This is a genomic window from uncultured Tateyamaria sp. (genome assembly GCF_947488715.1).
GTDB lineage: Bacteria > Pseudomonadota > Alphaproteobacteria > Rhodobacterales > Rhodobacteraceae > Tateyamaria.
On the sequence record NZ_CANLAG010000007.1, the window covers coordinates 151,584 to 171,542 of the forward strand.

At 60.4% G+C, this 19,959-nt stretch carries 18 protein-coding genes and 1 pseudogene; 7 read left to right on the plus strand and 12 right to left on the minus strand.

Annotation, left to right across the window (positions count from 1 at the left end):
- The first annotated feature begins 29 nt into the window (after positions 1 to 29).
- Positions 30 to 2,912, plus strand: a complete 2,883-nt coding sequence (uvrA, locus tag Q0936_RS16260) for an excinuclease ABC subunit UvrA (protein ID WP_299297567.1) — start codon at positions 30 to 32, stop codon at positions 2,910 to 2,912.
- On the opposite strand, the gene Q0936_RS16265 is transcribed toward uvrA, so the two are convergent.
- From Q0936_RS16265 to Q0936_RS16290, 7 genes and pseudogenes are all read right to left on the minus strand, one after another.
- Positions 2,913 to 4,481, minus strand: a complete 1,569-nt coding sequence (locus tag Q0936_RS16265; protein WP_299297566.1) for a choice-of-anchor L domain-containing protein — start codon at positions 4,479 to 4,481, stop codon at positions 2,913 to 2,915.
- A 229-nt stretch (positions 4,482 to 4,710) separates the two neighbouring features.
- Complete coding sequence (mmsB, locus tag Q0936_RS20410; protein WP_363323313.1) at positions 4,711 to 5,586, minus strand: 3-hydroxyisobutyrate dehydrogenase; 876 nt, start codon at positions 5,584 to 5,586, stop codon at positions 4,711 to 4,713.
- 60 nt (positions 5,587 to 5,646) lie between these two features.
- Positions 5,647 to 6,627, minus strand: a pseudogene (locus tag Q0936_RS20415) (enoyl-CoA hydratase/isomerase family protein); the annotation flags it as partial.
- Positions 6,624 to 6,998 carry a hypothetical protein gene (locus Q0936_RS16275; protein WP_299297564.1) on the minus strand — a complete coding sequence of 125 codons (375 nt, stop codon included), beginning with the start codon at positions 6,996 to 6,998 and terminating at the stop codon, positions 6,624 to 6,626. The gene Q0936_RS16275 and the pseudogene Q0936_RS20415, both read right to left, overlap by 4 nt.
- Positions 6,998 to 8,140 carry an acyl-CoA dehydrogenase family protein gene (locus tag Q0936_RS16280; RefSeq protein ID WP_299297563.1) on the minus strand — a complete coding sequence of 381 codons (1,143 nt, stop codon included), beginning with the start codon at positions 8,138 to 8,140 and terminating at the stop codon, positions 6,998 to 7,000. Before Q0936_RS16280 ends, Q0936_RS16275 begins: the two co-directional genes overlap by 1 nt.
- Before the next feature lie 60 nt (positions 8,141 to 8,200).
- On the minus strand, positions 8,201 to 8,635 hold the full coding sequence (locus Q0936_RS16285; RefSeq protein WP_299145095.1) for a hypothetical protein: 435 nt from the start codon (positions 8,633 to 8,635) through the stop codon (positions 8,201 to 8,203).
- A 1-nt stretch (position 8,636) separates the two neighbouring features.
- A complete protein-coding gene (locus Q0936_RS16290) occupies positions 8,637 to 10,136 on the minus strand; it encodes a CoA-acylating methylmalonate-semialdehyde dehydrogenase (RefSeq protein WP_299297562.1) in 1,500 nt (499 codons plus the stop codon).
- Between the two features lie 148 nt (positions 10,137 to 10,284).
- On the opposite strand from Q0936_RS16290, the gene Q0936_RS16295 reads away from it, so the two are divergent.
- From Q0936_RS16295 to Q0936_RS16315, 5 genes are all read left to right on the plus strand, one after another.
- A complete protein-coding gene (locus Q0936_RS16295; protein WP_299297561.1) occupies positions 10,285 to 11,202 on the plus strand; it encodes a LysR family transcriptional regulator in 918 nt (305 codons plus the stop codon).
- Positions 11,203 to 11,371: 169 nt separating this feature from the next.
- Positions 11,372 to 11,806, plus strand: a complete 435-nt coding sequence (locus Q0936_RS16300) for a CBS domain-containing protein (RefSeq protein ID WP_299297560.1) — start codon at positions 11,372 to 11,374, stop codon at positions 11,804 to 11,806.
- 63 nt (positions 11,807 to 11,869) lie between these two features.
- The gene (coaD, locus tag Q0936_RS16305; protein ID WP_299145105.1) at positions 11,870 to 12,361 is read left to right on the plus strand and encodes a pantetheine-phosphate adenylyltransferase; all 492 of its coding nucleotides are present in this window, start codon (positions 11,870 to 11,872) and stop codon (positions 12,359 to 12,361) included.
- A 223-nt stretch (positions 12,362 to 12,584) separates the two neighbouring features.
- Positions 12,585 to 13,118 carry a DUF4142 domain-containing protein gene (locus Q0936_RS16310; RefSeq protein ID WP_299297559.1) on the plus strand — a complete coding sequence of 178 codons (534 nt, stop codon included), beginning with the start codon at positions 12,585 to 12,587 and terminating at the stop codon, positions 13,116 to 13,118.
- Positions 13,118 to 13,459: a cupredoxin domain-containing protein gene (locus Q0936_RS16315; protein WP_299297558.1), complete on the plus strand. Its 342-nt coding sequence runs from the start codon at positions 13,118 to 13,120 to the stop codon at positions 13,457 to 13,459. The genes Q0936_RS16310 and Q0936_RS16315 overlap by 1 nt, the downstream gene beginning before the upstream one ends.
- 75 nt (positions 13,460 to 13,534) lie before the next feature.
- Here Q0936_RS16315 and gap (Q0936_RS16320) read toward each other — a convergent pair whose 3' ends face one another.
- The 3 genes from gap (Q0936_RS16320) to gap (Q0936_RS16330) all read right to left on the minus strand — a co-directional run bounded on the left by gap (Q0936_RS16320) (position 13,535) and on the right by gap (Q0936_RS16330) (position 15,892).
- Positions 13,535 to 14,539: a type I glyceraldehyde-3-phosphate dehydrogenase gene (gene gap, locus Q0936_RS16320; protein WP_299145112.1), complete on the minus strand. Its 1,005-nt coding sequence runs from the start codon at positions 14,537 to 14,539 to the stop codon at positions 13,535 to 13,537.
- A gap of 128 nt (positions 14,540 to 14,667) precedes the next feature.
- Positions 14,668 to 14,811 carry a hypothetical protein gene (locus Q0936_RS16325; protein ID WP_299145114.1) on the minus strand — a complete coding sequence of 48 codons (144 nt, stop codon included), beginning with the start codon at positions 14,809 to 14,811 and terminating at the stop codon, positions 14,668 to 14,670.
- Positions 14,812 to 14,890: 79 nt separating this feature from the next.
- The gene (gene gap, locus Q0936_RS16330; protein ID WP_299297557.1) at positions 14,891 to 15,892 is read right to left on the minus strand and encodes a type I glyceraldehyde-3-phosphate dehydrogenase; all 1,002 of its coding nucleotides are present in this window, start codon (positions 15,890 to 15,892) and stop codon (positions 14,891 to 14,893) included.
- Between the two features lie 202 nt (positions 15,893 to 16,094).
- On the opposite strand from gap (Q0936_RS16330), the gene Q0936_RS16335 reads away from it, so the two are divergent.
- On the plus strand, positions 16,095 to 17,060 hold the full coding sequence (locus Q0936_RS16335) for a DUF808 domain-containing protein (protein ID WP_299297556.1): 966 nt from the start codon (positions 16,095 to 16,097) through the stop codon (positions 17,058 to 17,060).
- Positions 17,061 to 17,073: 13 nt separating this feature from the next.
- Here the strand turns inward: Q0936_RS16335 and Q0936_RS16340 are convergent, their stop codons facing one another.
- Together Q0936_RS16340 and tkt are read right to left on the minus strand one after the other, a co-directional pair.
- Entirely contained in the window at positions 17,074 to 17,619 is a 546-nt protein-coding gene (locus tag Q0936_RS16340) for a prolyl-tRNA synthetase associated domain-containing protein (RefSeq protein ID WP_299297555.1), read from the minus strand.
- Between the two features lie 56 nt (positions 17,620 to 17,675).
- Positions 17,676 to 19,691 carry a transketolase gene (gene tkt, locus Q0936_RS16345; protein WP_299297554.1) on the minus strand — a complete coding sequence of 672 codons (2,016 nt, stop codon included), beginning with the start codon at positions 19,689 to 19,691 and terminating at the stop codon, positions 17,676 to 17,678.
- Between the last annotated feature and the right edge of the window lie 268 nt (positions 19,692 to 19,959).

Genomic DNA, 19,959 nt, shown 5'->3' on the forward strand with positions numbered 1-19,959 from the left:
TGTACAAACCGTTAATCCGGGGGGCTGATATGGCCGAGCAAAAGAATATCGAGGTGCGCGGCGCGCGCGAGCACAACCTCAAGGGCATCGACGTGGACATTCCGCGCGATCAACTGGTGGTGATCACTGGGCTTTCGGGGTCGGGCAAGTCCTCGCTCGCCTTCGACACGATCTATGCCGAGGGGCAGCGCCGCTATGTGGAATCGCTGTCCGCCTATGCGCGGCAGTTCCTCGACATGATGCAGAAACCGGATGTGGATCATATTTCCGGCCTCAGCCCCGCGATTTCCATCGAGCAAAAGACGACGTCGAAAAACCCACGCTCGACCGTCGGGACCGTGACCGAAATCTACGACTACATGCGCCTGCTCTTTGCGCGTGTCGGCACGCCGTATTCACCCGCCACCGGCAAGCCCATTGAGGCGCAGCAAGTGCAGGACATGGTCGACCGCGTCATGACGATGGAAGAGGGGACGCGCGCTTATTTGCTGGCCCCCATCATCCGCGACCGAAAGGGCGAGTACCGCAAGGAGTTCCTCGAACTGCGCAAGCAGGGGTTCCAACGGGTGAAGGTTGACGGGTCGTTCTACGAGCTGGACGAGCCGCCGACGCTGGACAAGAAATTCCGCCATGACATCGACGTCGTGGTGGACCGGATCGTCGTGCGAGAAGGGCTGGAGACGCGGCTGGCCGACAGCTTGCGCACCGCGCTGGATCTGGCCGACGGCATTGCCATCCTCGAGACTGCGCCAAGCGAAGGTGACCCGGTACGCACGACGTTCTCCGAGAAATTCGCCTGTCCTGTCAGTGGCTTCACCATCCCCGAGATTGAGCCGCGCCTGTTTTCGTTCAACGCGCCTTTTGGGGCCTGTCCAACCTGTGACGGGCTGGGGCAAGAGCTGTTCTTTGACGAACGGCTCGTGGTGCCAGACCAGACGCTCAAGGTCTATGACGGCGCGCTGGCCCCATGGCGCAAGGGTAAGAGCCCGTATTTCCTGCAGACCATCGAGGCGATTGCCAAACATTACGAATTCGATCCGCAGACCAAGTGGAAAGACCTGCCCAAGCATGTGCAGCAGGTATTCCTGTACGGGTCGCACGATGAGGAAATCCCGTTCCGCTATGATGAGGGCGGGCGCGTTTATCAGGTGACGCGCGTGTTCGAGGGGGTGATCCCCAACATGGAACGTCGGTACCGTGAGACGGATTCGAACTGGGTCCGCGAGGAATTTGAGCGTTACCAGAACAACCGCCCCTGCGGCGACTGCGGCGGTTTCCGCCTACGGCCAGAGGCGCTGGCGGTCAAGATTGGCCCCGCCGATGATCCCGAGCATCTTTTGCACGTGGGACATGTGGTCGAGATGTCGATTCGCGAGGCATTTGCCTGGTGTCAGACCGTTCCGGATCACCTGACCGCACAAAACAACGAGATTGCGCGCGCGATCCTGAAAGAGATTCGCGAGCGTCTAGGGTTCTTGAATAACGTGGGTCTTGAGTATCTTACGATGTCTCGTTCAAGTGGCACGTTAAGTGGTGGCGAGAGCCAACGCATCCGACTGGCCTCGCAAATCGGCTCTGGTCTGACCGGGGTTCTATACGTGCTGGACGAGCCGTCCATCGGCCTGCACCAGCGCGACAATGACCGCCTGCTTGGCACGCTCAAAAATCTGCGTGACCAGGGCAACACCGTCATCGTGGTTGAACATGACGAAGAGGCGATCCGCGAAGCTGATTATGTGTTCGACATTGGACCGGGCGCGGGTGTGCATGGCGGTGAAGTTGTGGCGCATGGCACGCCGGATGTTTTGGCGGCCAGTGGCTCGATCACCGGTGACTACCTGTCAGGCAAACGCGAGATCGCAGTGCCGACCGAGCGCCGGAAAGGCAAAAAGGGCAAGAAAAAGCTGACGGTGGTCAAGGCCACCGGCAACAACTTGCAAAACGTGACCGTCGATTTCCCGCTGGGCAAGTTTGTCTGCGTCACCGGCGTGTCGGGCGGCGGCAAGTCCACGCTGACAATCGAAACGCTGTTCAAAACCGCGTCCATGGCGCTGAACGGCGCGCGCCAGACGCCCGCGCCCTGCGAGACGATCAAAGGCCTCGAACATCTGGACAAGGTGATCGACATCGACCAGCGGCCCATTGGGCGGACGCCGCGGTCGAACCCTGCGACCTATACCGGGGCCTTCACCCCGATCCGCGACTGGTTTGCCGGTCTGCCCGAGGCCAAGGCGCGCGGCTACAAGCCGGGGCGGTTCAGCTTCAACGTCAAGGGGGGGCGCTGCGAGGCTTGTCAGGGCGACGGTGTTATCAAGATCGAGATGCACTTCCTCCCCGACGTTTATGTAGAATGCGAGACCTGCAAGGGTGCGCGCTACAATCGCGAAACGCTTGAGATCAAATTCAAGGGCAAGTCCATTGCCGACGTCCTGGATATGACGGTGGAAGATGCCCAAGGGTTCTTTCAGGCGGTGCCCAGCATTCGCGAAAAGATGGACGCGCTGATGCGTGTTGGTCTGGGATACATCAAGGTGGGCCAGCAGGCGACAACCCTGTCAGGCGGCGAGGCGCAACGGGTGAAACTGTCGAAAGAGCTCAGCAAACGCTCCACTGGGCGGACGCTTTATATCCTAGATGAGCCGACAACAGGTCTGCATTTTGAGGATGTGCGTAAGTTGTTGGAAGTGCTGCATGAATTGGTCGATCAGGGCAATTCGGTTGTGGTGATCGAACACAATCTGGACGTGGTGAAAACCGCCGATCACATCATCGACATCGGCCCCGAGGGCGGCGATGGCGGCGGCAAGGTCGTGGCCACCGGCACACCGGAACAGGTGGCTGAGATTGCAGAAAGCCATACCGGCCACTACCTCAAACCGATGTTGCAAGCGCGCAAGGTGGCGGCGGAATAATCACGCGGCCATCAGCGCACGCGCCTCAAACCCTTTGATCATCGTGCGCGCCGCTGGTCCATAACCGATGCCTTGGTCGTTGATCTCGGGGAACAATCCGGCGATCTCTGCGCGGGTCTCGGGATCAAACCCGCCCATGGTCATCGGACCCGGCAGATAGCTTTCGCAGGCCACGCCATTGGCCTGCACGATCTGATGCCTATCAAACAACAGGTGCAGGTACGTGACCACATCCCAGCGGTCTTCCATCACCACATCGCGGCCGTTGACCAGCGTCTTTGCCTTGGTCAGCACCTCATCCTCACCAAACAGCAATTGCGGTAGATACCCGGTCAAAACCACCTGATGCTGTTGTGACAGCCACAAATCGCGGGTAGCGCCATGGGCGCCGCGGTGCAACCGAACGGGGCGGTGCATGCCTTTGGCCGCGACGGCCTTGCGCCCGATCCACCGAACGGGTTGAGGACCATCATCCGCAGTCAGGATCAAGTCACCCGCCCGCAGTGATTCAACCGGTCGTGGGCCGTCTGGCGTATCGATCAGCGTACCCATCACGAAACAGGGGACTTGTTCGACCTCGACCAGCGCCGTGTCGGTCGCGCCATTCTGGTCTTCGACGGTGTAGTTGAAATAGATCGTCTCGGCATCGCTGTCGCCATCGACAGTCAGGGTACCATCCGCGTTCAGCGTGATGACCTGTCCCGTGCTCAGGGTGACCTGTTGGTTTGCAACGACCGGCGTGCCTTGGATATGGGTGATCGTCAGCGCGCCACCGGTCGAGCTGTCGTTGTTCAGGACGTCGATCACCTTGGTGTCGTCATTGCCCAGCACAACCGCGTCATCCTGCGCCACGATGGTCGATTGCACTGATCCACCCGCGATCAGCAGGTTGGTGTCGTACGAGTTGTCCGCCACGTCCGCTACGCCGATCTTGAGCGTGTTGGGTTGGTTCGGGATCACCGGGGCAACAAACGTCAGGGTGATGGTGAAACCGTCCATTTCGGTGTTGAACTGGTCCGCGGTGTTGTCCTGATAGAGGTTTTGCGTTGTGTTGCCGTTGATATTGCCGATGGATGCGTTGCCGTCGCCGACGGTCACGGTGGCCTGCACCCCGTTCACCCAGACACCCACAACATCGTTGAACTGCGAGTTGGCGTATTCCGGGTATTCTTCGGAACTGAGAACAAAGTCGATGGTGATGAAATCGCCTTGCGGCGTGAAATTCACCTCGAGGAAAGACGCATCAAAGGTGGAGCCGGGCGCAATGGCTTCGAAATCCGCGTCCCCGTCCACACCTGCGGTGTTGGTCGACGTGCCTGCCGCCTGGTTGGTGTTTGTGGTGCCATCCGAATTGGTGAAATCGGTGACATACCCGGTGGATAGGATGACGCCTGTATCACCCGGCGTTGCCTCTGGCGACACGGCATCCCCGTCGGAATACGTGCCTGAGCTGAGCTGATCGCCCGTATAGGTCGCGCTGTTGACCTGCACACCATTGCCGAAAATGGTGGTGGCCATGTCTGTTGCGGTGGCTGCCGTGTTGATCGGCAGCTCTGTTGCTGTTGGCATTGTCTTCTGTCCTCCGCTGCCCGGAATTTGGGTGGGCAACGGCGCAAAGATGCCGGACGATCAAAGCCAATTTTTGCACTGATCACGACAATTTTAGGACAATTTACTTGGAGTCCCTAGGATTGTGCATGGTTTGGAAACCAGCGCACGACCCTTTGATAGAAAGGGTTTTGGGAAACGCATCCGTATGGGTTCGCATGCGTGTCCGTTCTGATTTTGCCACAATTGCCTAGCTTGGACGTCGGCGCGTCTCAAACCGGGGCAGCATTGCGCTGAAATCCTTGCCGCGCCCGTCTTCGTCTTCGACAAACTGACGATAGAGGGCGAGGGCGGCTTGTCCCATAGGGGTGTCCGCGTCTGTGGCTTCGGCGGCCTGCTGGCTCAGGCCCAGATCCTTGAGCATCAGTTCGGCGGCAAATCCCGGCGTATAGCCGTTGTCCGCCGGACTGGTGGGGCCGACGCCGGGCGCAGGGCAATAGGCGTTCATGGTCCAGCTGTATCCTGACGAGGTGCTGACCACATCGAACATCTTTTGCCGGTCGAGCCCCAGCTTGTCCGCGAGGGCAAAGGCCTCGCAGGTGGCGATCATGGTCACGCCAAGGATCATGTTGTTGCAGATCTTGGCCGCTTGGCCCGCGCCCGCATCGCCGCAATGCACGGCCTTTTGGCCCATGATGTCGAACAGCGGTTTGGCGGCCTCGAATGCCGCGGCACTTCCGCCTGCCATGAATGTCAGCGTTCCGCCTGCCGCGCCGCCAATGCCGCCCGACACCGGCGCGTCGACACAGCCAAGACCCGCCGCATCAGCCTGAGCTGCCACGGCGCGGGCGCTTTCCACATCGACAGTCGAACAGTCGATCAACGTCGCACCTGCGGTCATGGCAGGGATCACGGTATCGGCGACGCTGCGCAGGATGTCGCCATTGGGCAGCATCGTGATCACGATGTCCTGGCCTGCCGCGGCTTCTGCGGCGGTGGCGACCTGTGTCACGCCCTCGGCTGTGGTGCCCGCTACATCAAACCCGGTGACGTTGTGCCCCGCCTTGGCGAGGTTGGCCGCCATCGGTGCGCCCATATTGCCAAGTCCGATAAACCCGATCTGCATCCCTGATCCTCCCAGTTTCAGTGTCATTTTCCCAAGCGGCATCAACATCTTGCTGATCGCAGTGGCAGGCACGTCACCTTCGGCAAACTGCCATTTCGGGCTGCGGTCCTTGTCGATGATCGCGGCGCGGATCCCTTCGAGGAAATCGCCATGCTCCATCGCACGGGCGGTAAAGCGGTATTCGAGGTCCAACGCCTTTTCCAGCGTTAGGGACGGGCCGCGCAAACGGTGCAGGGTTTCAATCGCGCAAGCCATGGACAGCGGGCTGTTGCGCCCCATCCGTTTCAGCGTGTCGCGGGCAAAGTCACTGTCGTCGGCGCGCAAGGTCGTTTGAATGTCCGACAGGGACGCGCCGTGGAAATGCCGGTCAATGTCGGGCATCGCGTCTTGCAAGGGGCCGGGGGCAGGGGCGGTTGCAGCGTCCGTGACACAGGCGACATCGCCTGTCTGCTCAAGCGTTTCGATCAGGGCGGGCCAATGTCCTTCGGCGATGTAGTGGTCGGCAAAGCCCGCGAAAATGGCGTCACCTGCATTCATACGCGCCGCCGTGGTGCCCAAGTATTCACCCAACCGGCCCGGCGCGAGGGCCAGCATCAGCGACCCGCCCACATCCGGAACCAGACCGATGCCGCATTCGGGCATGGCAATCTGGCTCGTGTCGCCCACGATCCGGTGCGACCCGTGGCATCCGATGCCCACGCCGCCACCCATTGTGAACCCTTGCAGGAAGCTGACGACAGGCTTGGGATAGTGAAAGATCTTGTGGTTCAGGCGGTATTCGTCGGCCCAGAATTTTTGGCCGTAGGCATAATCGCCCTTGGTGCCGGTGTCATAGAGTTCAGCAATGTCCCCGCCCGAGCAGAAGGCGCGGTCGCCTTCGGCATCCAGAACCACAACTTGCACCGCATCGTCTGTGGCCCATCTGTCCAATGCGCCTTCGATGGCGAGACACATCTCGTAGGTCATGGCATTCAGCGCATGTGGCCGTTGCAAGGTGATCCGGCCCGCGCGGCCTGAGACGCGGATAGAGATGTCAGTCATATCAAGTTTTTCCGCCGGCTGCTTCCAAGGAATTCAATTCGTGCGTCAACACCCGAGGAACGCCCGGTGGCCGTCAGTCGGATGATGTACAGTAAGCTCACAATCGTGCGTGGGACTGCGACGATAAAGAGCCAACCTATGAACGAAAAAGAGACCAAGAGCTTGGAAATCAATAGGAAGATATCAAGCCAGCCACCAGATTCAGCCCAGGTCAAAACAGAATGTACATTGAGATAGGCTGCAATTGCGATGGCTGGCCATACTGCGAGTGAACCGATTGGCAGTGCACTGATGCGGGGCCAATTGCGACCAGTTTCCAAAGCCCAAGCCTCGTGGTTCCATGCCGCATCGTGAATTGATTTGAGCAGCATCACCGGCTCTTCAACATTTCTCGCGCCACAATGACCCGCATGATCTCGTTTGTGCCTTCCAAAATCTGGTGCACGCGCAAATCCCGCACCAGTTTCTCGATCCCGTAATCGGCCAAGTACCCATAGCCGCCGTGCAGTTGCAGGCACTGGTCTACGACCTTCGATCCGGCTTCGGTCACAAACTTCTTGGCCATGGCGCAGAACTTGGTCGCGTCCGGCGCGCCGTTGTCCAGCTTCCACGCCGCCTGCCGCAGGAAGGTGCGCGCGGCTTGCAGCTCGATCTCCATATCGGCGAGCCGAAATTGCAGCCCCTGGAACTGGTCGATGGGCTGGCCGAACGCCTTGCGCTCGCCCATGTAATCCAGTGTCGTGCTCAGTGCGGTCTGTGCGGCACCCAAGGAACAGGCGGCGATGTTCAAACGGCCGCCATCCAGCCCCATCATCGCATATTTGAAACCCTGTCCCTCTTCACCCACTAAATTGCCGCTTGGAATGTCGCAATTGTCAAACTGTACTTGCGCCGTAGGTTGGCTGCGCCAGCCCATCTTGTCTTCCAACCCGCCAAAAGACAGCCCGTCAGTACCGTCTTCGACATAGACGGTCGACACCCCTTTGGCACCATCCTCACCGGTGCGGACCATGCAAACATACGCATCGGAATAGCCACCACCCGAGATGAACGCCTTGGTTCCGTTCAGGGTGTAGCCTTCGTTTGTGCGCTCCGCACGGGTGCGCAGGGCGGCGGCATCGGACCCCGATCCGGGTTCGGTCAAACAATAGCTGAGCACAGTCTCCATACTCAGCACACCGGGCATCACGCGCGCCTTCAGCGCGTTATCGCCAAAGCTGTCCAGCATCTTGGCACACATATTGTGGATCGACAGGAAGGCCGCCACAGACGGGCAAGCCATCGACAGGGCTTCGAACACCAGCGTGGCGTCCAGACGCGACAACCCCGATCCACCGGCGTCTTCAGACACATAGAGCGATGCAAACCCCAGCGCGCCGACCTTGGGCCACAAATCCTTGGGGATGGTGCCATCGGCCTCCCACTGTCGGGCATAGGGCGCGATGTCTGATTGGCCAAAAGCGTATGCCATATCGAAAATGGCGGTTTGTTCCTCGGTCAGGGCAAAATCCATGGTGTTCCCTCCGCATGTTCGTCCGAATTGAACATACGTTAAATTCTGATGTTTGCCAGATTATTGCAAGGCACGTCCGTCCGCGGGGGTCAGAAGCGCATCGACGGTGGTTTCGGGCTGTCCCAACAGCGCCAGCGCCTCGGATTCCGAATGCTGAACCATAGGAACAACCGCATCCACATCATCCCAAGACCGGATGAACAGCGCGCTCATTTCCTGGGCGATCGGGGTCGGTGCGATATACACAACCAGCGACTGAATGCCCGCATTCGCAAATCTTCCGGCCTTGCTTGCCTGCATCATCATGAACCGGACATAGTCTTTTTCGTAGCCCGTGACCCCACTCAGGTCCACGAGCTGCTTTTGACCGGGCGCATAGTGCGGGTGCGCGGTATAGGCTTGGGTCGCGGCCATCGTATCGTCGATGGCCGCCAGGCCTGAATACCGAACGACAACCAGACCGCGATCCGGAAATATGCGGAAGATGACTGGCATATCACTCCATTACGGGAATCGAGAACTCTCCACCTTCCTTAATGCCAGACGGCCAGCGCGCCGTCACTGTTTTGGTGCGCGTATAGAATTTGAACGCGTCCGGGCCGTGTTGGTTCAGGTCGCCAAACACTGATTTCTTCCAGCCGCCAAAGGTGTGATAGGCCAGCGGCACCGGGATCGGCACGTTGATACCCACCATGCCAACGTTGATCCGGTTGGCAAAGTCACGCGCCGTGTCGCCATCGCGGGTAAAGATCGCAGTGCCGTTGCCATATTCATGGTCCATGGCAAGGCCAATCGCCTCTTCGTAAGACTGGGCGCGCACAGTGGTCAGCACGGGGCCAAAAATCTCTTGCTTGTAGATGTCCATGTCCTTGGTCGCGCGGTCAAAGAGGTGTGGCCCGACGAAATAGCCGTCCTCATAGCCCTGCAATTTGAAATCGCGCCCGTCGACGACCAACTCGGCACCTTGGTCGATACCGGTTTGTACCAGACGTTCGATGTTGGCCTTGGCCGCGCCGGTCACAACGGGGCCATAGTCGACATCCTTGCCCGCAGTGTAGGGGCCAACCTTCAGTTTTTCGATGCGCGGCACCAGCTTTTCAATCAGGCGGTCTGCGGTTTCATCTCCCACGGGTACGGCCACCGAAATGGCCATGCAACGCTCCCCTGCGGCACCGTATCCTGCGCCGACAAGGGCGTCTGCCGCCTGATCCATATCCGCGTCGGGCATCACGATCATGTGGTTCTTGGCACCACCGAAACACTGCACGCGTTTGCCGTTGGCACAGCCGGTGGCATAGATGTATTCCGCAATCGGTGTCGACCCGACAAAGCCGATGGACTGGATCACATCGTCGTGCAGGATCGCATCTACCGCTTCCTTGTCGCCGTTCACGACTTGCAGGATGCCCTTGGGCAGGCCCGCTTCTTCCATCAGTTCGGCCAGCATCAGCGGCACAGACGGATCACGTTCGGAGGGTTTGAGGATGAAGGCGTTGCCGCACGCAATGGCGGGCGCAAACATCCACATCGGGATCATGGCCGGAAAGTTGAAGGGTGTGATGCCTGCCGTGACCCCAAGCGCCTGGCGCATGGAATACATGTCGATGCCGGGGCCGGCGCTGTCGGTGTACTCGCCTTTCAGCAGGTGGGGCGCGCCAATGCAGTATTCGACCACTTCCAGCCCGCGCTGCACGTCACCCGCCGCATCCGGCAGCGTCTTGCCGTGCTCGCGGCTCAGCGCCTCGGCCAGCTTGTCCATGTCGCGGTTCAGCAGGGTGACAAACTTCATCATCACGCGCGCGCGGCGCTGTGGGTTGACAGCCGCCCATGCGGGCTGTGCCTGAGCTGCCACTTCGACGGCGTGCGCGACTTCTTCGGTCGATGCCAGCGGCACCTTGGCCTGCACCTCACCGGTGGCCGGGTTCATCACGTCGGCAAACCGTCCGGACGTTCCAGCCACGTGGGCGCCGCCAATATAGTGAGAAAGCTCTTGCATGTGTCCTCCTGCGCCTGCGCGCCAGCAAAATGGGTCCGGGTCATGTCCGGTTTGAGCGGCAGGATAGTCTTGCAAAATAGAGGGTAAAAGAGGCAACTGGGCAAAATAGTAATGCAAAAATGCAAAATACAGAGAGGGTGACACCACGATGCACTGGGATGACATGCGCCTGTTTCTGGCTGTTGCGCGAGCCGAAACGCTGTCAGGCGCCAGCAAAGCAGTACGTCTGGACGCGGCAACCCTCGGGCGTCGCGTCGCGCGTCTGGAACGCGACCTTGGCGCTGCCCTGTTTGTGAAATCCCCCCAGGGCTATTCCGTTACAATGGCGGGCGAGCGGTTGCTGGCGAGCGCCGAGGCCGCCGAAGCGGCAATGCGTGGGGCTGCCGATGGGCTGTCGGCCTTGCGCCAATCAGATCAGGGGCCGCATTCCGCCGCCCTCAGCGGTCAGGTGCGGATAGGAGCGCCCGACGGCTGCGCCAATTACATCCTGCCGCAGGTCTGCGCCGCCATTGTGGATCAACATCCCGCGCTCGACATTCAGATCGTCGCCTTGCCGCGTGTCGTCAACCTGTCGCGCCGCGAGGCCGACTTTGCCATCGCGGTCAGTGCGCCAACAGCAGGGCGGTTAACCGTTCAGCGCATCACGGACTACCGGCTGCACTTTGCCGCGAGTGACCGGTATCTACAGTCCACTGCGCCGATCCGCAGGCTGGAAGACCTCAGGGACCACCAGATTGTCGGCTATATCCCCGACATGATCTTTGATCAGGAACTGGACTATCTGGCGGATGTCGGTGTGGCCCGCGTGGCGCTGGCGTCAAACTCGGTTGCGGTACAGTTGAACATCCTACGACAGGGAGCAGGCATTGGCGTGGTCCATGACTTTGCGCTCGACGCCGCGCCGGGGGTGCAGCGAGTCCTGACGGATGCGTTTTCACTCACGCGCAGCTTCTACTTGATCCGGCACGCCGCAGATCAGGAACACAGCCGACTGCAAAGAATTGCCGACTTGCTGTCCCATGGGATCAAGGCTGAAGTCAGCAGGCTAGAAGGCAAAGTAAATTAAAAACAATGCACTGAGGGTGGTTTCTGATCTATCACATGAGAAACGCCCGACGCGTTTACCCTGCAAACGACACGCCTACATTCAACCATCGGCTGTGTCCAGACTTGACACGGACCCGCTTCGCACCTGACGCTGGGGTCACGGAAATGTCAGCGCGAGGACCCAGACCATGCTTGTCCACCAGATTCTCAAGGCGAAATCCGATGATGCGGTTGTGACCGTCCCGCCCGGCACGAAAGTGTCAGAGGCCGCGCGCATCCTGGCCGAACGCAAAATCGGGACAGTCGTCATATCCAGCGACGGTGTGACCGCGGACGGCATCCTGTCCGAGCGTGACATCGTGCGCGTGCTGGCCAAACGGGGTGGGGCGATTCTGTCCGACCCGGTGGACAGCTTCATGACCGTCAAACTTGTCACATGCGGGCGTGACGACAGTGCGGACGCGGTGCTGCAAAAGATGACGGATGGTCGGTTTCGCCACATGCCTGTGCTCGAGGACGGCCAGTTGGTTGGGCTGATCACGCTCGGTGACGTGGTCAAGGCGCGCCTCGCCGAACTGGCGATGGAAAAGGACGCGCTGCAAGGCATGATCATGGGCCACTGACCGCGCTTGCATTCAGCGCCGTGAAATGATGCAGTGCGGAAACGACGACTGACGGAGCCGCCCATGCGCATCGGCCTTTACCCCGGCACCTTTGACCCGATCACCTTGGGTCATATCGACATCATCCGCCGGGCCAGCCCCATGGTCGACCGTCTGGTCATCGGCGTCGCCATCAACCGCGACAAGGGGCCGTTGTTCCCGCTAGAGGACCGCGTCGCCATGATCGAGGCGGAGTGCGCCAAGCTCAGTGAGCAGACCGGCACCGAGATTGTCGCACACCCGTTTGAAAACCTCCTGATCGACTGCGCCCGCGACGTCGGCGCTCAGACCATCATCCGCGGCCTGCGGGCTGTCGCGGATTTTGAGTATGAATATCAGATGGTCGGTATGAACCGCCAATTGGACAACAGCATCGAAACAGTGTTTTTGATGGCTGAGGCCGAACATCAGGCGATTGCCTCCAAGCTGGTCAAGGAAATCGCGCGCCTCGGCGGGGACGTCAGCAAATTCGTGACACCGCTGGTGAATGACGCGTTGAGAGAGCGGTTTGGCTAACGTCTTCTGACCCACGGGCAAACCTATTTCACCATCCAAGCATAACGCATAGGTGCAGAGATCATTGCTCTGCTGATTGCCAGCGCGCGGCCTGAACCGTGCCGGGGCCTGACCGTTCAACGGATTGAACGATCGGCATTGACTCGCGAACGCTGTGACATGGGCGAGGGGGGTATGCCGCCACTAGTTAGGGGGCACACAACCTTAACCCGGAGGACCCCTCATGAAGAAAATCATCTCTGCGCTGGCATTTGCCGCGGCAATGGTCGGCGCGCAAGCCCAGGCCCAAGACATCGCTGCCATGAACGATCTGGAGTTTGCCCATATCGCCTATACAGCCGACAACATCGACATCCGCTATGCGCATCTGGCGCTGGCGCTGTCCAAGAACCCGGACATCCACGAGTTTGCCCGCACCATGATCCGCGACCACGAAGCGGTCAACGAAGCGGCGCTGGGTTTGCTGGACAAGCTTGGTGCAACGGCACAGGACAACGCAGTCAGCCAGGCTCTGGACGCGCGTGCGGACAAGATCGTGGCCGACTTCGTCAAGCTGGAAGGCGACGCGTTCGACATGGCCTACGCCGAGAACGAACTGGCCTACCACAAAGAGGTCAACGCATTGGTCGAAGGCACCATGATCCCCAACATCGACAATGCCGAAGTCAAAGCGCTCTTCGAGCAAGGGCTTGAGATCTTCAAGGCCCATGAGAAACACGCCGAGGCGATGGTAAAAGGCCTGGACCACGACCACTGATGGGTCCGTTGAAGACACGGCGTGCCGTCTTGACGGGAGCGGCTGCTGCGGCAGCCGCTTCCAGCGCGGGCATCGCCTATGCCGCCAATCCCGTAACGCATGTGGTGCGCATCACCAGCTTTGTCTTTGTGCCGGAGCGCATTGAGGTGCAGGTGGGAGATACCATCCGCTGGGTCAATGACGACCTGGCGCCCCATACGGCGACGGCAGACGCGTTCGGGTGGGATACGGGCGAAATCGGGAACTCTCAGGCGGCAGAGATTGTGGTCACGCAAGACATGGAAACCACCTATTTCTGCGTGTTCCATCCCCATATGACAGGCCAGATCGTCATCGGGTAACGCAGGAACCCTCGATCCAGACCAAAAAAAGGGCGTCCGTTTGGACGCCCTTTTCCGTGTTCGATTGTGCGGGGATTACAGGTACTTGCCCATCTCGACGGCCGTGTCACCCATGCGGTTCGAGAAACCCCATTCGTTGTCGTACCAGCTGAGGATACGCACCATGTTGCCGTCCATCACCTTGGTCTGGTCGGTGGCAAAGATCGACGAATGTGGGTCGTGGTTGAAATCCATCGACACCAGTTTCGCGTCGGTCACACCGAGCACACCCTTGAGGGGGCCGGAGGCTGCAGCGGCGGACATCGCGGCGTTGATCTGCTCGATGGTCACGTCACCGTCCACTTCGACAGTCAGGTCCACGCAAGACACGTTGGGCGTGGGCACGCGGATAGCCACGCCGTCCAGCTTGCCGTTCAGCTCGGGCATCACCAGACCCACGGCCTTGGCAGCACCGGTGGAGGTGGGGATCATCGACAGGGCCGCCGCGCGGGCGCGGTAGAGGTCCTTGTGCATCGTGTCCAGCGTCGGTTGGTCGCCGGTATAGCTGTGCACGGTGGTCATGAACCCACGCTTGATGCCGAACTGGTCGTGCAGCACCTTGGCCACGGGCGTCAGGCAGTTGGTGGTGCAGGACGCGTTCGACACCACCACGTCATCCCCGGACAGGGTGTCGTGGTTCACGCCGTAGACGATGGTTTTGTCCGCATCTTTGCCGGGGGCGGAAATCAGTACCCGGCTCGACCCGTTCTCGAGATGCGCCTGGCACGCGTCCTTGGACGTAAAGATGCCCGTGCATTCCAGCACGATGTCCACATGCGCCCAAGGCAGGTCAGCCGGGTTGCGCTCTGCCGTCACTTTGATGGGGCCGTGGCCCACGTCGATGCTGTCGGCGGATGTTTTGACCTGCACCGGGAACCGGCCATGCACACTGTCATATTGCAGCAGGTGGGCGTTGGTCTCGACCGGTCCCAGGTCGTTGATGGCAACGACTTCGATATCTGTGCGTCCGCTTTCCACAATCGCACGCAGCACGTTACGACCGATGCGGCCAAATCCATTGATTGCAACTTTGATGGCCATGGTATCCCCCATGTCTGGCGTCAGAATACAGTCTGAAGCAACGGGGTCAGAATACCCCGCGCCGTTACCGCTAACAAAGGCATGCGAGACGGATTGTCAACCGGGCAGGGTGCACAACACAGTGCGACCTATCGCCAGAATGCGATCCATTCGAGTAGTTCGGCGAATTTTTTGCCCAGAAACACCAGGTGTTCGGACCCGTACAGCATGACGTCCACCGTGATCGCGCCGATGATCAAAAGGCCAAGAAAGATCGCGTTGCTGTTGGTCATGGATCGGATGGGCCTGAATGCAAAAAGGGCAGGGCCGTTGTGACAGCCCCGCCCGATCCTTGCAAGTCCGCGTGCCTGATCAGCCGAGGCGGCCCATCGCCACGGCCACATCGGCCATACGTGCGGAAAATGCCCATTCATTGTCGTACCATGCCAGAACACGCACCAGCCGGTTGCCGACAACCTTGGTCTGATCGGGTGCAAAGATCGACGAATGTTCAGTGTGGTTAAAGTCGATGCTGACCTTCTGTTCGTCATCATAGGCCAGAACGCGGCCAATCGGCCCCTGAACGGCCTGTGCCACGGCGGCGTTGACCTCTTCCTTGGTCACATCGCGGCCCGCCTCGAATGTGAGGTCCACGGCGGACACGTTGGGCGTGGGTACGCGCATCGCGGTGCCGTCCAGCTTGCCCGCCAGATTGGGCAGGACCTCGCCGAGCGCCTTGGCCGCTCCAGTGGATGTGGGGATCATCGCCATGGCCGCCGACCGCGCGCGGTAGAGATCGTCGTGGCGGCGGTCCAGCGTGGGCTGGTCACCGGTATAGCTGTGGATCGTGGTCATCACGCCGCGCTCGATGCCAATCGCCTCGTCCAGAACCTTGGCCAGCGGGGCCAGACAGTTCGTGGTGCAGGACCCGTTCGAGATCATCCGATCATTGGCCGCCAGCAGGTCATCGTTCACGCCGAACACAACCGTCTTGTCCACGTTTTTGCCGGGCGCAGACAACAGCACCTTTTTGGCGCCACGTTCGAAATGGATGTTGGCCTTTTCACCGTCGTTGAACTTGCCCGTGCATTCCAGCACCACGTCCACGCCGTCCCAGTCCAGCTCGTTCATGTCATAGGTCGACATCATTCGGATCGGCCCACGGCCCAGATCCATCGTGTTGTTGGACACTGTGATCTCGTGCGGGAAACGGCCATGGATGCTGTCGTATTTCATCAGATGCGCCGCGGTTTCCAGCGGGCCCGTGGCGTTCACCGCCACCACATCGATGTCATTGCGCATGGATGTGGCGATGTGGTTCAGTGTGCAGCGTCCGATGCGCCCAAACCCATTGATGCCAACTTTGATTGTCATGGTGATGGTCCTTCCGCAACGGCAGCTTGTGTGTCACGGGCGTGATAGCCGCCGCACCGCGGCATGAGAACCCTTAAAGGCGCGGAAAAACAAAGTGTTAGCGATAAACGTGGCAAACGGTATACAGTTGGCGCTAACAGTATGCGGAACCAACACAAGGTGTTATGCGCTAACGTAAGGCGCGCAACAGGGAGACGGCGGAATGAGCGGACTTTTGGCATTGCTGGATGACGTGGCGGGAATCGCCAAAGTGGCGGCGGCATCGGTCGATGACGTGATCGGGCAGGCGGCCAAAGCGGGGTCCAAAGCAGCAGGCGCGGTGATCGACGACGCCGCCGTGACGCCGAAATATGTCCAGGGGTTCTCTGCGGACCGCGAATTGCCGATCATCTGGCGTATCGCGCGCGGCTCCATGATCAACAAACTGGTCTACCTGCTCCCTGCCGGGCTTGCGCTCTCGGCTTTTGCGCCTTGGGCGATCCCGCCGCTTCTGATGTTGGGCGGCTCCTACCTGTGTTTCGAAGGCGCAGAAAAGGTCGCGCATGTTCTGGGGTGGGGGCACGGTCACGAGGATTACGAAGGCAAGGCCGACACCGTCGAAGACCCTGCGCACCTCGAAGAGCAAAAAGCCAAGGGCGCGATCAAAACTGATTTTATCCTGTCGGCCGAAATCATGACGATTTCCCTCGCCGCCATCCCGGAAAGCAACTTCTGGATGGAAGCCGCTACATTAGCCACTGTCGCCATCATGATCACCGTCGCCGTCTACGGCTCCGTCGCCATCATCGTCAAAGCGGATGATGTGGGCCTTGCCATGGCACGCGCACGGTTGGGTCTGACGCGCGCGATTGGGCGGGGGATTGTTGCCGTGATGCCGGGCTTTATGAAACTGCTGATGATTGTCGGGACTGCGGCGATGCTGTGGGTGGGTGGTGAGATCATCGTTCACGGCGCGGCCCAATTGGGCTGGCACGGCCCTGAAAACGTGATCTACGGCATTGCCAAGTCCATCAGCGCAGCGGTGGGGGATGCGTCCGGTGTGGTCAAATGGTTTGCCAAGGCCGCGATGAACGGCATCCTTGGTCTGGCCCTCGGCTTTGTCCTGATCCCCATCGGGGAAAAGGTGATCACGCCGATCTGGCGGGCATTGGCACCCAAGGCCATCTGATCCGCAGCAGTGTCTAGAGTGTCACCCAGGTGGGTGACACGCCGATCTGTTCAAAAAACGCTTCGAGCGCCGGGACAGTCATGCCAAGCGTGCGGTCGTTGACCAGCGGGTGCGGGTAGATTTGCGCACAGTCGCGCAGGCCTGCATCCATGAACAGTTGCACGCCGGTCTTTGCGCCGTTGATCATCGCAAGCGGCGTCACAGCGCCGGGCCGCACGCCCAGATGTTCCATCAGCCGCTCTGCCGATCCGAACGACAACCGGCCTGTGCCAAGCGTCTTGTTCAGGGTCTTGAGGTCGATCTGCTGGTCCTGTTCGGCGACCAGCAGCACGTTGCGCTTCTTGTTGTCGCGCAAATAAAGGTTCTTGATATGCCCGCCGCCTGCCTCGGTCGGCAGGAACATGTCCTGCACGGTCTTGGATTCCTCAACCGTGCGCAGGGGGATGTGATCGTGCCGCGAGAATGCAATGCCCCAATCCGTCAACTGCTGCATCAGCGCGTCTGACGAAACCGGCAGGCTGTCCTGAAACCGGGAGGATGCGTCGGGGATGTCGGTCATTTCTGCTGTCCCGGTTGGATGGGCCCCCGCGTGGCGGAGGCCCGGATGTGGGCCGGTTACAGCAGCGCCTTGGCCTTTTCGACCACTGCGTCGGTTGTGATGCCGAATTTCTCGAACAGCACATTCGCAGGGGCCGAGGCGCCAAAGTCATCCATGCCGACGAAATCGGCCTTGTTGGACTTGCCGCGCTCACCCAGCAACCACCGATCCCAACCCTGGCGCATGGCCGCTTCGATGCCGATCCGCACAGGACCCGCAGGCAGCACCTTGCGGCGATAGCTTTCATCCTGCTGCGCAAACAGCTCCATGCAGGGCATGGACACCACACGGCACCCGATCCCGGCCTCTTGCAGCTTGGCGCGGGCTTCCATCGCGATGGACACTTCGGACCCGGATGCGATCAGGATGACCTGGCGTTTGCCTTCGGCGTCCGCCAGCACATAGGCACCCTGGGCTGTCAGGTTCTTCAGCTTGTGCTCGGTCCGCACGGTGGGCAGGCCCTGACGGGTCAGCGACAGAACAGATGGCGTTTCGGTGGCCGACAGCGCCAGTTCCCAGCTTTCGGCGGTTTCTACAGCGTCGGCGGGGCGGAACACCATCGTGTTGGGTGTCGCGCGGCTGATCGCCAGATGTTCGACCGGCTGGTGGGTCGGGCCGTCTTCGCCTAGGCCGATGCTGTCATGGGTCATGACGAACACGGTGGGGATCTTCATCAGGGCGGCCAGACGCATCGCGGGGCGCGCATAGTCGGTGAAACACATGAACGTGCCGCCGTAGGGGCGGATGCCCCCGTGCAGCGCTATGCCGTTCATCGCCGAAGACATGCCATGTTCACGCACACCCCAATAGACGTAACGCCCGCCGCGATTGTCGGTGTCAAAGACACCCAGATCGCCGGTCTTGGTGTTGTTGGATCCGGTGAGGTCTGCCGATCCACCCACGGTCTCTGGCATAACCGGGTTGATCACCTCCAGCGCCTTTTCGGATGCGGCGCGTGTCGCCAGTTTGGGCGCGCTTTCCGACATCTGCTTTTTGAACGCCTTGACGGTGGCAGACAGTTTCTTGGGCACGTCGCGGGCGATGACGCGGTTGAACTGGTTCTGCTTGTTCGACGACAGACCGGCAAAGCGGGCCTCCCATTCCGCGCGGGCCGCAGCGCCGCGTGCGCCGATGGCTTCCCACGCTGATTTGACATCAGCCGGCACATCGAACGGGCCGGTGGTCCAGCCATAAGCGGCTTTGGCCGCCGCCATCTGGTTGGCATCCGTCAGCGCGCCGTGGCCCTTGGACGTATCCTGTGCTGCGTGGCCCAGGGCGATGTGCGTCTTGCAAGCGATCATTGTGGGCTTGCCCTGGCTCTTGGCCTTGGTGATGGCCGCATCAATGGCCTCGGGGTCATGGCCGTCGATCTCGATCACGGCCCAGCCTGCGGATTTGAAGCGCTGCGGCTGGTCGGTGGTGTCGGACAGGGTCACGGGACCGTCAATGGTGATGTTGTTGTTGTCCCAGAACACGATCAGCTTGGACAGCTGATGACGTCCCGCGAGCGTGATGGCCTCCTGGCTGACGCCTTCCATCAAACAACCGTCGCCCGCGATGACATAAGTATAGTGGTCCACAACCTTCTTGCCGTAGTGCGCGCGCATGATCTCTTCGGCCATGGCGAAGCCGACCGAGTTTGCGATGCCCTGGCCCAGCGGGCCTGTTGTGGTCTCGATCCCACCGGCATGGCCGTATTCAGGGTGACCCGCCGTGATCGCGCCCCACTGGCGGAAATCCTTGATCTGTTGCAGCGTCATGTCTTCGTAGCCGGTCAGGTGCAGCAGCGAATAGAGCAGCATCGACCCGTGACCCGCCGACAGGATGAACCGGTCCCGGTCGGGCCAGTTGGGTGCAGATGCGTCAAACTTCAGGTGCTTTTCAAACAGGACAGTGGCCACATCCGCCATCCCCATCGGCATGCCGGAGTGCCCGGAATTCGCCGCAGCGACGGCGTCCAGGGTCAGGGCGCGAATGGCGGTCGCCTTGGACCAGTGTTCGGGATGGGCGGTGCGAAGGGCGGTCAGATCCACGGGGCGTTGTCCTCTGGGCAAATGGGTTTCAGGCTCAATACCAGCCAAACCCCAAAGATCAAGGCGATCTGCATGTCTGCGCGCAAGCCCGGCGGCACCCGTGATGTCCCGGCACTTCAATGCCGCCGTGCAAGTGGTTGATCGCAAAGGGGGGCGCATTTGGCGCGGGCATTGGCTAGACTAAGGACCATCCGGGCCGGCAAACGATTCGCGGGCCTCGGGTCAAAAACAGGACACGGACAGGTCCGTCGGATCGGTCCACAGCAAG